This window comes from Mesorhizobium sp. WSM4823 (assembly GCF_055811195.1).
The window spans coordinates 134,076-147,116 of sequence record NZ_JBVVQL010000001.1; the positions used below are offsets into that span (position 1 = coordinate 134,076).

A 13,041-nucleotide genomic window follows, 5' to 3' on the forward strand; every position below is an offset into this window, starting at 1 on the left:
TGCACGGCACCTGAATGACGACGCTTGAATGCCAATGGCAGGAATATAGGTCAAGCTTTCCAGCTGCGCCAGCTTGGCGAACTGGCCGATTTTTTTGAACGGATTCGGCGCCTGTGGGCAGATATGTCAAATGCCGACGAAAAGACTAACGCGGCGTTCATGATCCTTACCTAGCTATTAGGGTCTGCTTAGGCAAATTTTAAAGCTGTGGCGGTAATGTGGTGGGGATTGGGTCTTTGAGTTTTTAGTAGAGAGTACGATGACCGATCTTGTTAGACCGCGAGTCAAATATGTTATCGGGCCGGACGGCAGCCCCCTTACGATTGCCGATCTACCGCCGACGAACACACGCCGCTGGGTTATCCGGCGCAAGGCGGAAGTGGTGGCGGCCGTGCGTGGAGGGCTTTTGAGCCTCGAAGAGGCGTGCCAGCGCTACAAGCTGACCACCGAGGAATTCCTGTCCTGGCAGGCGTCCATCGACGAGTATGGCCTTGCCGGACTGCGCACGACGCGCATCCAGCAATATCGGCATTAAGGCTGGTTCGAGGAAGTCAAACGGCGCGAAAAATCCGCGCCGTTTTGTTTTGCCGGAACGGTTCTCTCTGCTGCCACGGGACGGTAAGCTTCCCCGGTTCGACAATCTTGCCACGTTCCACAACGCCTGCGAGACGACATCCGCTCGACGCGGATGTTTTACGCCCGGCTCTCGACTTGGTGGCATGGCCGACGTTGAGCAAGGCTTACCACCACCCGTCTTGAGCACCTTCAGCGAGCGCTGCGCCTGCGCGCCGCAGGGTGGCCGCGGAACATGAACGGGTATGGCACCGTAAGCCTGGCAACTGCTCGACCAATGAGCGGCGAAATGAGCAACGCCTGATCGCTGGGCGTTGATTGACCTCGAAGGCTTGTTTTCAGCCGATCATGGCGCTGCGGCCGCCGGTTTCGGCGTCGCGGATCTTGGTGTCGCGCGATTCGAGCATTTCCGCTTTGGAAAGCTCCGCTTCGGCTTCGCCGAGCAGTGATTCGGCAACGCTTCGCTGCTGGGCGAGGTCGCTTTGCGAATTTCTGAGGTTGTCACGGCGCAGGCGCGCTGCCTTGGCGAAGGTCGGATAGGCAAAATGGTTGATGTCGGTGATGCCGGCTTTCTTTTCTTCGGCAGTGATCTGAAGCTCCAGTTCGACAGCCATGCGCTCAAATTCAGCGATCATCATGTCGAGTTGCAGCAATTGCCGCCGCTTCTCGTTCACCTGAAACTGCTTCAGCCGAACGAGATTTTCACGTGACTTCATGATTCGGTACTCCTAGAAACGCACACCTGCACATATCGTCCAATCCACCTGGCAAACCGTAGGCTTCACCGTTTCCACCGACTTTACCGGAACTATGGGAAACAAATTCCTAAAGTTTTTTGCCGGCGGTAACCATTCGTTTACGGGCATTGTTAATCATACGGCTCAGGACTTAAGGCCGGGTAAAAATTCCGGCTCTCGACGCGGAAGCACGGCCGGCGAGTCCCTGGAGTCACTTAGTCTGGCTTATTAATGTTTTGCATTAGCGGTTTGGTTCTGTGATTCACTATTAGATTCAACAAGGTGTAGAAAGGGGTTAAAAAATCTGATACCGTCAGCGGCACGGAATTAGGTTTTGTTAACCATTCGATGGCAGCCTCTGCTCAGGCAATCACTGCTCCGGTCCTGGACGGGTCGTGAAATGGTCCGGCAGCAGAAAAGGGGAATGAAATGCGTGTTCTGCTGATAGAAGATGACAGTGCAACCGCACAAAGCATCGAGCTGATGCTGAAATCGGAAAGTTTCAATGTCTATACCACCGATCTTGGCGAAGAAGGTGTCGATCTAGGCAAGCTCTACGACTACGATATCATCCTTCTCGATCTCAATCTTCCTGACATGTCGGGATACGAGGTCTTGAGAACACTCCGCCTTTCGAAAGTTAAGACGCCGATCCTTATCCTCTCCGGAATGGCCGGCATCGAGGACAAGGTGCGCGGCCTCGGCTTCGGCGCAGATGACTACATGACCAAGCCGTTCCACAAGGACGAACTGGTCGCCCGCATCCACGCTATCGTCCGGCGTTCCAAAGGCCATGCCCAGTCGGTCATCACCACCGGCGACCTTGTGGTCAATCTCGATGCCAAGACCGTTGAGGTTGGTGGCCAGCGCGTGCATCTGACCGGCAAGGAATACCAGATGCTGGAGCTGCTCTCGCTGCGCAAAGGCACCACGCTCACCAAGGAAATGTTCCTCAACCACCTTTACGGCGGCATGGACGAACCGGAGCTGAAGATCATCGACGTCTTCATCTGCAAGCTGCGCAAGAAGCTCGACGCCGCTTCCGGCGGTCAGAATTACATCGAGACGGTTTGGGGCCGTGGCTATGTGCTGCGCGAGCCGGAAGATATCCGCGTCAGCGCCTGAACCTCCGATCCGATCATCGACAAAAATCCGGCTCCGGCCGGATTTTGCGTTTATGTCGCAGATAAACCGTTAGGCGAAAAGTCTCTTGATCAATGCTTGGTGCCAATGCAGACGAGAGGCCTATTTCATTCGACTGTGATGGCGTGGGTAAAAATCGTCTGCAAAAATACTTGTCTGTTCTTTTCGATCAGCTTAGCAGCGTCAGGCCGCCGAAAGCACGATTTCCTCCGCGGTCGCGTGGATCGATATCGTCATATTAGCCTCGCGTGCCAGAAGCAGCGTGTAGTAGGGCTGCACCGAATGCGCATCGATCGGTTCCTCAGGCTTGTTGCCGGAATGGAGCTCCAGGAATTTGGGCGGCACGCGAAGCATCGGACCGCTGGCGGCGAGCGCAAAACGTGGTTCGGTGTCTAGGTTCTCAAGCGTGACCGTAAGCTTGCCGCCGCGCGGTATGGCGGCGTTGGCGACCAGAATGAGATTGAGCAGCAGCTTGACCTTGTTCTTGGGCAGCAGTGCTCGGGTTCCGTTCCAGATCAGTTCCGGCTTCTCGTTCTTCAGGAAGGCGATCGCAACCGCCTCGGCGTCCCCGGTGTCGATCATCATGCCGGCAGAACCGGCTGCGCCGAAGGCGATGCGGGCGAATTGCAGGCGCGCCGAAGCGTTTCTGGCGCTCTGGCGAATCAATTTCATGGCGTCTTCGTCGGCGCCGCCTTCATCAAGCAGCTCGAGCCCGTTGTTTATGGCGCCGACCGGCGAAATGATGTCATGGCAGACCCGGCTGCACAAAAGCGCTGCGAGATCGGGTGCTGAAAGGGTGAAAAGCTCGGCCATCGGCGAAAGTCCCTGCAAAATTTCACTAGAAATGGCCGGGCGATCGATGATCACGCCTGTCCATACGAATCACACTCTCTCCCAAGGCCTACTGAATACACAGCGCCTGAGCGTGCAGCAACAAATCCGGAATTGTCGTTATCGAAAATGGTGTGTTCACGCAGGATGCAGATCCTGCACAGGCGACGCGAAACCGGCTCGAAACCAGCCTTCTAACCGCCATCTTCATGTGAGAGCTTAATGGTTGAAAAAGGATTACGGCATAGTTTGCCCATAACAGTCATCCTTAACGGCCGCCAAAGAGCCGCACAGATGCGAGGCGTCGGCGAAAGTGCTCCCTGACGGAGATTGGAAGCATGTTTTCCCGATACTACGACCGGAATTTTTTCCGTGTCATCTCAGACCGGAATTTCTTCCGTGTCATCTCAATGGCAATCGCTCTCATGGGCCTTGTCGTCTTTTCAACCTCGGCCTCGCGGGCGCAGGAATACACCGCTCAGGAGATCGTCGATTCCGGTCATAAATTCTTCGGCGCGACGTCGGGCGGGCTCGCCACCGTCGTCGAGAAGATTTTCGCCTCATATGGCCTGCCCAACGGCTATCTGCTTGGCGAGGAGGGCTCGGGTGCGCTGATCGGTGGCCTGACCTACGGCGAAGGCACGCTCTACACCAAGAATGCCGGTGATCACAAAGTGTTCTGGCAGGGGCCGTCGCTTGGCTGGGATTTTGGCGGCGAGGGCTCGCGGGTGATGATACTGGTCTATAATCTCGACGATGTGACCAGCCTCTACAACCGTTACGGCGGCGTTGCCGGCTCTGCATACCTCGTGGCTGGCGTCGGCTTCAACGTGATGAAGAACAACAATGTGCTGCTGGTTCCGATCCGTACCGGCGTCGGCGCCCGGCTTGGTGTCAATCTGGGCTACCTCAAACTTACCCAGCGGGCCACCTGGAATCCGTTCTGAGCAAGCGGTGCCTCGTCTTCTTGATTGATTCCAAGGCCGACGATCCGAACATCGCTGCGGCAGACCCTTGCCGCAGCACCGGAATTCCGTCATGCGGAGGTGGCACAGTCCCCAACGGTCCATAACGGATAGTCATCTTGGTTCAGTCGGTCCTGTTCTTCGTCCTCGGCTTTCTCTGCGCCGGCTTTCTGGCGCTGATGATTGCCCCGGCCATTTGGCGCCGGGCTGTGACGTTGACACGCAGACGCGTCGAGGGCTCGATGCCGCTGACGCTGGCCGAGATCCAGGCCGAGAAGGATCGCATCCGCGCCGAGTTCGCCATGTCGACGCGCAAGCTTGAGATGAGCGTCAAATCGCTGCGCGAGAAAACGGCCGAACATCTTGTCGAGATCGGCCGCGGCCGCGAGGCACTAAAGGAACTGGCGGTCGAGCGGAAGGATAGGAAACAGGCCCTTTCCGATCTCGAGGCCAAGAGCAAAGAATTTCGGCAGCGCGAGGATCAGTTCCAGCTCTTGTCGGATCGCCTCGCTCAAACCGAGCATGCCCTGGAAAAGCGTGCGCTCGAGCTGAAAAAGCTGGAGCACATGTATGACGACGCCAGCTTTTCTTCCAGCAGCCGCCAGATCGAACTTGTGGCGCGCGAATCCGAACTGCAAAAGCTGGCCGACAACATTTCGCTGCTGCGCGGTCAGCGCAGGGAGGCAGAGAGACGCCAACAGGAGATCGCGGCCGAAAACAAGGCGACGCAAGACGCGCTCAAAGCCGAAAAGAAAAAGACCGGCGAACTGGACAAGAAGGTCGAGCGCCTGCTCGCCACGCTTGCCGATCGCGAGGATAAGCTTGGCCGCTGCGAAAGGGAAATCGCGCGGCTTCGCGAAAAATCGAAAAGCGAACGTGCGGAAAACGCGTCGGCGGTGCGTCTCGTGGCAGCGCAAGGCAGCCAAGCCAATGCGGCCGTCAAGGGCGACGATATCGAAAAAGCCATCGCCAAGCTCGACAGCGATCGGGAGCAGTTGGAGGCCAAACTGATGGCGCTGGCCCGCGAGAACAAGAGGCTGAAAACGGATCTTGCCGCTTCCAAATCCGGAGAGGGCGACGATGCGCGCCGCGCCAGCGCTGCGTTGCGCGACCAGATGAGCGACCTGGCGGCGCAGGTCGTGGCCCTGACGGCAAAGCTCGACGGGCCGGAGTCGCCGATCGCAAAGGTGCTTGCGGCGCCTAGGGAACCGGGGAGCGGTGAACGCAGTCTTGCAGATCGGGTGCGAGCGCTGCAGAAGGCCGAATCGATGCAGGAACCCAGGCAGTGATGCTGCTTTTCTGCGGCTCAGGTCTGGCCCGTCGAAAAATGATGCAAGGCGATGGCTGACGCGGCGGCGACATTCAGGCTGTCGAAGCCTTCTGCCATATCGATTCGCACCGTCCGCAGGCGGGCGAGCAGGCTCTCGGGCAGCCCTTCGCCTTCAGTGCCGAGGTAGAGCGCCAGCCGTTTAGTCCTTTTCACATCGCGAATATCGGTTTGGCCACGCGGCGACAAAGCGAACTGGCCGAAGCCCAACCGGTCGAGCGCCGTGGTGAAGCCGACGGTCTCAGTGAACGAGGCAAAGGGAACCTTCAGCGCGGCACCGACCGAGACCCGGATCGCCTTGCGGTATAACGGATCGCAACAGGTCGCGTCCAGAAACACGGCATCGGCACCGAAGGCGGCGGCGTTGCGAAAGATCGAGCCCATATTGTCATGGTTGGCGATGCCGACCAGCGCGACGACTAACGCGCGCGCAGGCAGGGCGTCAAACAAAGCCTCTGCAGGTTGCGCCTCGCCCTTGCGGCCGATCGCCAATATGCCGCGATGCATGTGAAAGCCGGCAATCCTGTCCATGACCTCGCTGGTAGCCACGTAGACCGGAAGGTCCGTGGGCGCCTCGCGCAGGGTTGCGTCGAGGCCTGCCAGCCGATTTTCGAGCACCAGCACCGATTCGGCCGAAAAGCGTTTGGCCGCGAGCAACATCTCGAGCACCACCTTGCCTTCGGCAACGAAACGGCCCCGCCGGCCGGCAAGATCGCGCTCGCGGATATCGAGATAGGCGGTGACGCGCGGGTCTTGCGGGTCGTCGATACGAATGTGACGCATGCATTCCTCGGCAGACGAAAAGGTCAGCGAGGGAAGGAGAACTTAGGCCGGCCGGTCAAGTCCCGGAGCGACGCAGGCGGTACGTCATTTGCGACAGCTCACCCTCGCCGAAAATCCCGTCTAGCGTCTTGAGAAGTTCGCGCACGGCATCGGATTTGCAGGAATAGTAGATCATCTGCCGATCGCGCCGGGTCTCGACGAGATCGAGCGCCCGCAATTTGGCCAGATGCTGTGACAGCGCGGATTGGCTGAGCAGAACCTTCTCGGCGATAGCGCCGACCGACATTTCGCCGTCGGCTAGATAGTTCATGATCAACAGTCGTTTCTCGTTGCCCATCAGCGTCAGAAACGCAGCCGCTGATTCGGCATTGGCGATTAGCTTTTTCGAGACCATCGATCCCCCATACCTTCCTGCTCATCCGGCGCTATGGGGGCAATAGCGTCTGATTCCATAGACTCACTCGCGAATGTGCGCTGGCGATTCAACGCTACCGGGAAAGGGTAGAACATTTCACTCAAATCTCAAGACTTGCTTTCAATCCGACGCGATTTACTGTCGGGCTGTGTTTTATCCGCCGCTCGGCCGGTCTTTGCCATGTCGACCAGAACATGCCTGAGCTCGCGCGCCGTCCTCAGGGGCTCAGGGAAGAAGACCCGGCAGACATCGTCGCCCAACGCCAGGTCCATGCCGTCGGCGTCGAAGCCGGTGACGACCCAGTCGTCGGCTGCGGCCTTGGCGAAATGGCGCGCATAGACGGCAATTGCGTCGCTATGATCGGCGTTCATGTGGTCAAGAGCGGATTGTTCACTGACGGCAAGTTCTTCGACGATCGACGCGGCCGTGATCAGATCGGTGCGCTCCAGCAAATAGGCCTTGCCAAAGCCGCCGTTGAGACTGGCGCGCTCCGGCTCGAGGTGGAAGATCGAGAAGTCGCCAAGTCCGGCATAGAGTTTCGCCTTGGGGTTGCGGTTGAGATAGCGCCGTTCGGCGCGGGCATGCTCGCCGGATCCGCGCTCAAGCCGCGCTGCCCGACAGACGAGCGTCAACCGCGGGTGCGCCAGCGGGTCGCCCTTACCAGGCTCGCCGACCAGCAGCGAACAGCGCGGATCGGCGAGGATCGCACCGGTATGGGCGGACAGCATCGATACGAGGATCAGCGGCGTGCCGTCGATATCAGTGGCGACACCGACCCTGCTGGCCAGCGGCGAACCGGTGCCTGGCTCGATCACTGCCAGCGCGCCGAAACGGGCGCTGCGGATCAGCGTCTTCGCCAGTCTGATCGCTTCGGCGTCGGTCTCACGGATCACGTCCTTCTTTCGGTCTTCCAAAATGCTCACCGTTTAAGCCGATCTTTCTTCTCCAGTTATCAATCTATCGCACCGGACTTGACAAGGGCCTCGGCCTCGCTTTTCGAAAGGCCGAAGCGTGCCAGCACCGTAGCCGCCGCCTGACGATCGTGATCGGCCGGCATGGCGGCAAGCGTCGGCTGCGAGCGCGAAAAACGCGGCGCAGGGGCAGGGCGATCAAGCACACCTGACGTCACAAAGGCGTTGCGAGCGCGATTGTGCGGATGAGCCCTGGCTTCCTGCAGCGACAGAACCGGTGCGACGCAAGCATCGGTCGCGGCAAAGAGATTGGCCCAGTCGTCCCGTGTCTTCTGCCCGACCCGATCGGCAATGGTGGCGCGCATGTCCGGCCACAACGTTCTGTCGTATTGGCCACTTACAAAACGCTCGTCGAGCGGCAGCAATCTTGCGAATTCGGCGAAGAACCGGGGTTCAAGGCAGCCGACGGCGATATACCGTGCGTCCGCCGTCTCATAGGTGTCGTAAAACGGCGCGCCGGAATCGAGCAGGTTCGCGCCGCGCGTATCACTCCACAGGCCGGCCGCCATCAAGGCGTGAATAGGTGTCGTCAACATCGAAGCACCTTCGGTCATTGCCGCGTCGATCACCTGCCCCTTGGCGGTGCGCGAACGCTCAAACAGGGCGGCCAGCGCGCCGGTAATCAGCATCATGGCGCCGCCGCCATAGTCCGCGACCAGGTTGAGCGGCGGGACTGGCCGGCTTCCTTCCTGGCCGATGGCGTGCAGCACACCCGAATAGGCGAGATAGGTGATGTCGTGGCCGGCACGACCCGATAGCGGTCCATCCTGGCCGAACCCCGTGATGCGACCGTAGATCAGTACCGGGTTTCGCGCCAGTACGGCATCCGGCCCAAGACCAAGCCGCTCCATGACGCCAGGACGAAACCCTTCGACCAGCATGTCGGCCTTTTCGGCAAGGCGCAGCACCAGTTCGGCGCCTTCCCTGCGCTTCAGGTCGATCCGCAGGATGGTGCGGCCGTGACGATCGATGTCGTATTCATCGGATAGCAACAGAAACGACTCGGTCGAACCGGTCCGCTCGATGCGCAGCACCTCGGCTCCCATCTCCGACAGCATCAGGCAGGCCAGCGGCACCGGTCCAATCCCTGCCATTTCGATCACTGTCAGACCGGCGAGCGGGCCGGTCTTCGCCTGCGGGAAGACTTCGGCACTCATGGTCGGGCACTCATGGTCGGGCACTCATGGTCGGCTACTTCGGCGCCATGCGGATGGCGCCGTCGAGGCGGATGGTCTCGCCGTTGAGCATCTGGTTTTCGACGATGTGCAGCGCAAGGGCTGCATATTCGGAAGGCTCGCCGAGACGGGAAGGGAAGGGCACCGCTGCGCCTAGCGAATCCTGCACCTCTTGCGGCATGCCGGCCACCATGGGGGTCTTGAAGATGCCGGGCGCGATGGTGCAGACGCGAATACCCGACCGGGCAAGGTCGCGCGCCACCGGCAGCGTCATGCCGACGACGCCGCCCTTGGAGGCTGAATAGGCCGCCTGGCCGATCTGACCGTCATAGGCAGCGACCGATGCCGTATTGACGATGACGCCGCGCTCGCCGCCCTCCAGCGGCTGAAGCTTGGCGGTCCGGTCGGCGACGAGGCGGATCATGTTGAAGGTGCCGATCAGGTTGACCTCGATTACCTTGCGGTATTGGTCGAGCGGGTGCGGACCGTCCTTGCCGATCGTCTTCATGCCGATGGCGATGCCGGCGCAATTGACCAGGATACGGGGTTCGCCGAGCCTTCTTGCCACTTCCGCTACGCAAACGGCACCGCCGTCGGCGCTGCTCACGTCGCATTGGATGGCGATGCCGCCGATATCGGCCGCAATCTTCGCCGCACGGTCGATGCCGAGGTCGAGGATGGCAACCCCGGCGCCCTTCGCGGCCAGCGCACGCGCCGTCGCCTCGCCGAGGCCGGAGCCACCGCCGGTGACGATCGCAATCTGGCCGTTCGGATTCATGCCAGCGTCCTCCTTCCTGCCGCGCACATGCTACGAAGCCCGACAGGACGGCGCAACAGCATCTGGATGGTCACGCCATCGCAGCGACATGCGCGGCAACTCTTGCCTGATCGGCGTGGCAAACCTCCCCCACCAGCCTTGCCACCGCACCCGGCACGATCTCATGCGATAAAAGCCGGTCGAGATCGACCGGGCGCGGCATGGAGATTTGCCCACGCGGGATTCTCTTGAAGCCGAGCGGGCCGTAATAGGGCTCGTCGCCGACAAGCATCACTGCCGGCATGCCGGCCTTGGCGGCGGCTTCCAGCGCGATCGCGACCAGCCGGCGGCCGATGCCGAGATTCTTGAAGGCCGGCCGCACGGCAAGCGGTCCAAGCATCAGCGCGCGGCCGGCGCCGGCCGCGATACGCGTCATGCGCACCGAGGCGACAACGATATCGCCATCGACGGCCACGAAGGACAGGGTGCGTTCATGCGGGCCGCCCTCACGGATCTTGTAGGCGCCCAGCACGAAACGGCCCGGCCCAAAGGCTTCGTCGTTGATGGCTTCGATTTCGGGGTCATGCGCCGGAGTTTCCGGCAGATATTTCACGTCGGCAAGGCTCATGGTCTTTGCGTTCCGGTATACGGGGAAAGGTTTGCTGCAAACGGCAGCGTTCGCCAGTCAGCGCTTCATTAAGCGCGGGCGCCCTTTCGTCGTCGGTCGAACCGGATCAAAGCAAAGTCGAACATGCGGATTGTCCGCTAGCATCAATCCTCAGCCACTGCAATCGGCCGTTTTCGGGTGCCGTTTCGCCCAAGTGACGGTCTGTTCAGCACATGGCGACTTCGGCAGCGCCGCCTTGCGCCTAAATGGTGAAGAGGACGCAAGGGAGATTTAGTATGGGACTGCTGGTCGACGGTAAATGGCAGGACCGCCGGTACGACACAAAGGACAGCGGCGGCAGGTTCGTGCGGGCGCGGTCGCAATGGCGCGACTGGGTCACGGTCGACGGTGTGCCGGGCGAAGGTCGCAAGCGCGGCTTCAAGGCCGAGCCTGGCCGCTACCATCTCTACGTCTCGCTTGCTTGCCCCTGGGCACACCGGACGCTGATCTTTCGAGCGTTAAAGAAGCTTGAGGATGTGATTTCGGTCTCGGTCGTCCATCATTTCATGGGCGCCAATGGCTGGACATTCCTGGCGGAGGACGGTGCCACCGGCGATACGCTCTACGGCCTCGATTTCCTGCATCAGGTCTACACCAAGGCCGATCTCGCCTATTCCGGCCGCGTGACGGTGCCGGTTCTGTGGGACAGGCGAGAACTAACGATCGTCTCCAACGAGTCCTCCGAGATCATCCGGATGCTCAATTCAGCCTTCGACGAGTGGGGTGATGCCAGCCTCGATTTCTATCCGCCAGCGCTGCGCGGCGAGATCGAAGCGGTCAATGCGCTGGTCTATCCCTCGATCAACAACGGCGTCTACCGCGCCGGCTTTGCCACCACGCAAACGGCCTACGATGAAGCGTTCGGCGAACTGTTTTCTGCGCTCGACCAACTTGAGGGCCGCCTGTCTCGCCAACGCTATCTCGTCGGTGTCCGCATGACCGAGGCCGATTGGCGGCTGTTCACGACGCTGGTCCGCTTCGATCTGGTCTATGTCGGCCATTTCAAGTGCAACCTGCGCCGCGTCGCCGACTATCCCAACCTGTCGAACTATCTGCGCGACCTCTATCAGGTTCCAGGCGTTTCAGGCACGGTGAACCTGCATCACATCAAATCGCATTATTACGGTAGCCACGAGACGATCAACCCGACACGCATCGTGCCGGTCGGACCAGAACTGGACTACGCGGCGTCGCATAATCGAAATCGGTTCAAGAAGGCGGCGTAATCACCAGTAGAGCGAGGGCGGTTCGCCGTCAAAAATCTCGGCAAGCCGCCGCAACGTGGCCGGCGTCGTTCCTTCCGGCAGGCGGTCGAGCGGAAAGAAACCGGCTGCGGCGATCTCGCGGTCCGGCAGCTTCGGCGCCGTTTGATCGTACTGCTCGACCAAGTAGAGGCCGACATGGTCGCGGCGGCTGGCCCGCCGGTTGAAATGCATTGATTTCAGCACCGGCGGCGCGGTCAATGCAATGTTGCCCTCCTCGGAGAGCTCGCGCGCCAGCGCCTCGATCATCGTCTCGCCCAGCTCGACGCCACCGCCTGGAAGCTGCCAGCCCGGTACATAGGTGTGGCGAATGAGGAAGACGGAATTGGACGTGCGGTCATGGATCAAACCGCGCACTCCGAGCGTCATCGGCCTGCGCAGCACGAAATACAGATGAAACAGCCTTGCCCTCAGACCCGGCCAGCCGGTCTGGCGTAAATCTTGCTCGGGATCCGGAGATGTCATCACCCACGAAACCGTGGGTGGAAAGCAGCGCGCGCGTCGCTTATGAAGAGAGGATGTTCAGGCTCGCGCATATTTCCGATATCCATCTGGGACCGCTTCCCGGTGTAACCTATCGCGATCTCGCCTCCAAGCGGGTGGTCGGTTACGTCAACTGGCAACGCAACCGCCGCCGCCACATGCGCGACGCGGTCATCGACACGATCGTCGCCGATATGAAGGCGGGCGCACCAGATCACCTGGCTGTCACCGGCGATCTGGTCAATCTGGCGCTCGACGGCGAGATCGAGATGGGTAAGCACTGGCTGGAAACGCTGGGTTCTCCCGATGATGTGTCGGTGGTTCCGGGAAACCACGACGCCTATGTACCGGGCGCCTTCGACAAGGCTTGCCGGTCGTGGGCGGCGTGGATGACCGGCGACGGCGTCAATACGCCGGTCGATCGCGACGCCTTCCCCTATCTGCGCGTGCGCGGCAACGTCGCGCTGATCGGTGTCACGACGGCACGGGCCACGGCTCCGTTCATGGCCAACGGCTTCTTTCTGGAAGATCAGGCGGAAAGGCTGCGCGAAGTGCTCGACGCCACTGCCAAGCGCGGGCTGTTCCGGGTGATCATGATCCACCATCCGCCGGTGCGCGGCGCCGTTTCGCAGCCCAAGCGACTGTTCGGCATTGCCCGCTTTCACAAGATCGTTCAGCGACACGGAGCCGAGCTTGTGCTGCATGGCCATTCGCACGAGCCGACGCTGTTCTTCATCGGCGGTCGCGGGGCCAAAATTCCGGTGGTCGGCGTCGCCGCCGCAGGGCAGGCGCCTGGCGGCAGGCACCCGGCGGCGCAATATAATCTGTTGGAGATCGACGGCGAAAAGGACAAATGGCGGATCAAGCTGACGCGACGTGGCCTGACCGGGCCGGCCATCCCGCCTTCCGATCTGGAGGTTCTGGAACTTGGCGCGGACGCTATGGCCTAGAG

General features: G+C 60.6%; 15 protein-coding genes. 6 read left to right on the forward strand and 9 right to left on the reverse strand.

Annotation, left to right across the window (positions count from 1 at the left end; translation table 11 throughout):
- Positions 1-259: 259 nt before the first annotated feature.
- Positions 260-535, forward strand: coding sequence for a CtrA inhibitor SciP (gene sciP / locus AC0L26_RS00565; protein WP_006203587.1), 276 nt, complete (start codon positions 260-262; stop codon positions 533-535).
- Between the two features lie 376 nt (positions 536-911).
- On the opposite strand, the gene AC0L26_RS00570 is transcribed toward sciP, so the two are convergent.
- Positions 912-1,289, reverse strand: a complete 378-nt coding sequence (locus AC0L26_RS00570; RefSeq protein WP_029349790.1) for a flagellar export protein FliJ — start codon at positions 1,287-1,289, stop codon at positions 912-914.
- 450 nt (positions 1,290-1,739) lie between these two features.
- Here AC0L26_RS00570 and ctrA point away from each other — a divergent pair, with 450 nt between their 5' ends.
- Entirely contained in the window at positions 1,740-2,435 is a 696-nt protein-coding gene (ctrA, locus tag AC0L26_RS00575; RefSeq protein ID WP_006203583.1) for a response regulator transcription factor CtrA, read from the forward strand.
- A 201-nt stretch (positions 2,436-2,636) separates the two neighbouring features.
- Here the strand turns inward: ctrA and chpT are convergent, their stop codons facing one another.
- A complete protein-coding gene (gene chpT, locus AC0L26_RS00580; RefSeq protein WP_077380165.1) occupies positions 2,637-3,266 on the reverse strand; it encodes a histidine phosphotransferase ChpT in 630 nt (209 codons plus the stop codon).
- 428 nt (positions 3,267-3,694) lie between these two features.
- On the opposite strand from chpT, the gene AC0L26_RS00585 reads away from it, so the two are divergent.
- The gene (locus AC0L26_RS00585; protein ID WP_352933800.1) at positions 3,695-4,231 is read left to right on the forward strand and encodes a DUF1134 domain-containing protein; all 537 of its coding nucleotides are present in this window, start codon (positions 3,695-3,697) and stop codon (positions 4,229-4,231) included.
- A gap of 137 nt (positions 4,232-4,368) precedes the next feature.
- Positions 4,369-5,538 (forward strand): coiled-coil domain-containing protein, encoded by a 1,170-nt coding sequence (locus tag AC0L26_RS00590; protein WP_473630785.1) that lies wholly within the window; start codon positions 4,369-4,371, stop codon positions 5,536-5,538.
- A gap of 17 nt (positions 5,539-5,555) precedes the next feature.
- On the opposite strand, the gene AC0L26_RS00595 is transcribed toward AC0L26_RS00590, so the two are convergent.
- The 6 genes from AC0L26_RS00595 to AC0L26_RS00620 all read right to left on the reverse strand — a co-directional run bounded on the left by AC0L26_RS00595 (position 5,556) and on the right by AC0L26_RS00620 (position 10,305).
- On the reverse strand, positions 5,556-6,359 hold the full coding sequence (locus tag AC0L26_RS00595) for a TrmH family RNA methyltransferase (RefSeq protein WP_473630786.1): 804 nt from the start codon (positions 6,357-6,359) through the stop codon (positions 5,556-5,558).
- 55 nt (positions 6,360-6,414) lie between these two features.
- Positions 6,415-6,753, reverse strand: a complete 339-nt coding sequence (locus tag AC0L26_RS00600; protein ID WP_352933312.1) for an ArsR/SmtB family transcription factor — start codon at positions 6,751-6,753, stop codon at positions 6,415-6,417.
- 128 nt (positions 6,754-6,881) lie between these two features.
- Positions 6,882-7,688 (reverse strand): HugZ family pyridoxamine 5'-phosphate oxidase, encoded by an 807-nt coding sequence (locus AC0L26_RS00605; protein ID WP_473631505.1) that lies wholly within the window; start codon positions 7,686-7,688, stop codon positions 6,882-6,884.
- Between the two features lie 38 nt (positions 7,689-7,726).
- On the reverse strand, positions 7,727-8,902 hold the full coding sequence (locus tag AC0L26_RS00610) for a CaiB/BaiF CoA transferase family protein (protein WP_473630787.1): 1,176 nt from the start codon (positions 8,900-8,902) through the stop codon (positions 7,727-7,729).
- 34 nt (positions 8,903-8,936) lie between these two features.
- Entirely contained in the window at positions 8,937-9,698 is a 762-nt protein-coding gene (locus tag AC0L26_RS00615) for a 3-hydroxyacyl-CoA dehydrogenase (protein ID WP_473630788.1), read from the reverse strand.
- Between the two features lie 70 nt (positions 9,699-9,768).
- Entirely contained in the window at positions 9,769-10,305 is a 537-nt protein-coding gene (locus AC0L26_RS00620; protein WP_352933322.1) for a GNAT family N-acetyltransferase, read from the reverse strand.
- A gap of 275 nt (positions 10,306-10,580) precedes the next feature.
- Here AC0L26_RS00620 and AC0L26_RS00625 point away from each other — a divergent pair, with 275 nt between their 5' ends.
- Entirely contained in the window at positions 10,581-11,570 is a 990-nt protein-coding gene (locus AC0L26_RS00625; RefSeq protein WP_473630789.1) for a glutathione S-transferase family protein, read from the forward strand.
- Here the strand turns inward: AC0L26_RS00625 and AC0L26_RS00630 are convergent, their stop codons facing one another.
- On the reverse strand, positions 11,571-12,071 hold the full coding sequence (locus tag AC0L26_RS00630) for an NUDIX domain-containing protein (RefSeq protein ID WP_473630790.1): 501 nt from the start codon (positions 12,069-12,071) through the stop codon (positions 11,571-11,573).
- 53 nt (positions 12,072-12,124) lie between these two features.
- Here AC0L26_RS00630 and AC0L26_RS00635 point away from each other — a divergent pair, with 53 nt between their 5' ends.
- A complete protein-coding gene (locus AC0L26_RS00635) occupies positions 12,125-13,039 on the forward strand; it encodes a metallophosphoesterase family protein (protein WP_473631506.1) in 915 nt (304 codons plus the stop codon).
- The last annotated feature ends 2 nt before the right edge of the window (positions 13,040-13,041 follow it).

What these genes read in the sequence shown, in the direction of transcription:
- sciP (WP_006203587.1), top strand. Translation starts at nt 260, where the DNA reads ATGACCGATCTTGTTAGACCGCGAGTCAAATATGTTATCGGGCCGGAC.
- AC0L26_RS00570 (WP_029349790.1), bottom strand. Translation starts at nt 1,289, where the DNA reads ATGAAGTCACGTGAAAATCTCGTTCGGCTGAAGCAGTTTCAGGTGAAC.
- ctrA (WP_006203583.1), top strand. Translation starts at nt 1,740, where the DNA reads ATGCGTGTTCTGCTGATAGAAGATGACAGTGCAACCGCACAAAGCATC.
- chpT (WP_077380165.1), bottom strand. Translation starts at nt 3,266, where the DNA reads ATGGCCGAGCTTTTCACCCTTTCAGCACCCGATCTCGCAGCGCTTTTG.
- AC0L26_RS00585 (WP_352933800.1), top strand. Translation starts at nt 3,695, where the DNA reads ATGGCAATCGCTCTCATGGGCCTTGTCGTCTTTTCAACCTCGGCCTCG.
- AC0L26_RS00595 (WP_473630786.1), bottom strand. Translation starts at nt 6,359, where the DNA reads ATGCGTCACATTCGTATCGACGACCCGCAAGACCCGCGCGTCACCGCC.
- AC0L26_RS00600 (WP_352933312.1), bottom strand. Translation starts at nt 6,753, where the DNA reads ATGGTCTCGAAAAAGCTAATCGCCAATGCCGAATCAGCGGCTGCGTTT.
- AC0L26_RS00610 (WP_473630787.1), bottom strand. Translation starts at nt 8,902, where the DNA reads ATGAGTGCCGAAGTCTTCCCGCAGGCGAAGACCGGCCCGCTCGCCGGT.
- AC0L26_RS00615 (WP_473630788.1), bottom strand. Translation starts at nt 9,698, where the DNA reads ATGAATCCGAACGGCCAGATTGCGATCGTCACCGGCGGTGGCTCCGGC.
- AC0L26_RS00620 (WP_352933322.1), bottom strand. Translation starts at nt 10,305, where the DNA reads ATGAGCCTTGCCGACGTGAAATATCTGCCGGAAACTCCGGCGCATGAC.
- AC0L26_RS00625 (WP_473630789.1), top strand. Translation starts at nt 10,581, where the DNA reads ATGGGACTGCTGGTCGACGGTAAATGGCAGGACCGCCGGTACGACACA.
- AC0L26_RS00630 (WP_473630790.1), bottom strand. Translation starts at nt 12,071, where the DNA reads ATGACATCTCCGGATCCCGAGCAAGATTTACGCCAGACCGGCTGGCCG.
- AC0L26_RS00635 (WP_473631506.1), top strand. Translation starts at nt 12,125, where the DNA reads ATGTTCAGGCTCGCGCATATTTCCGATATCCATCTGGGACCGCTTCCC.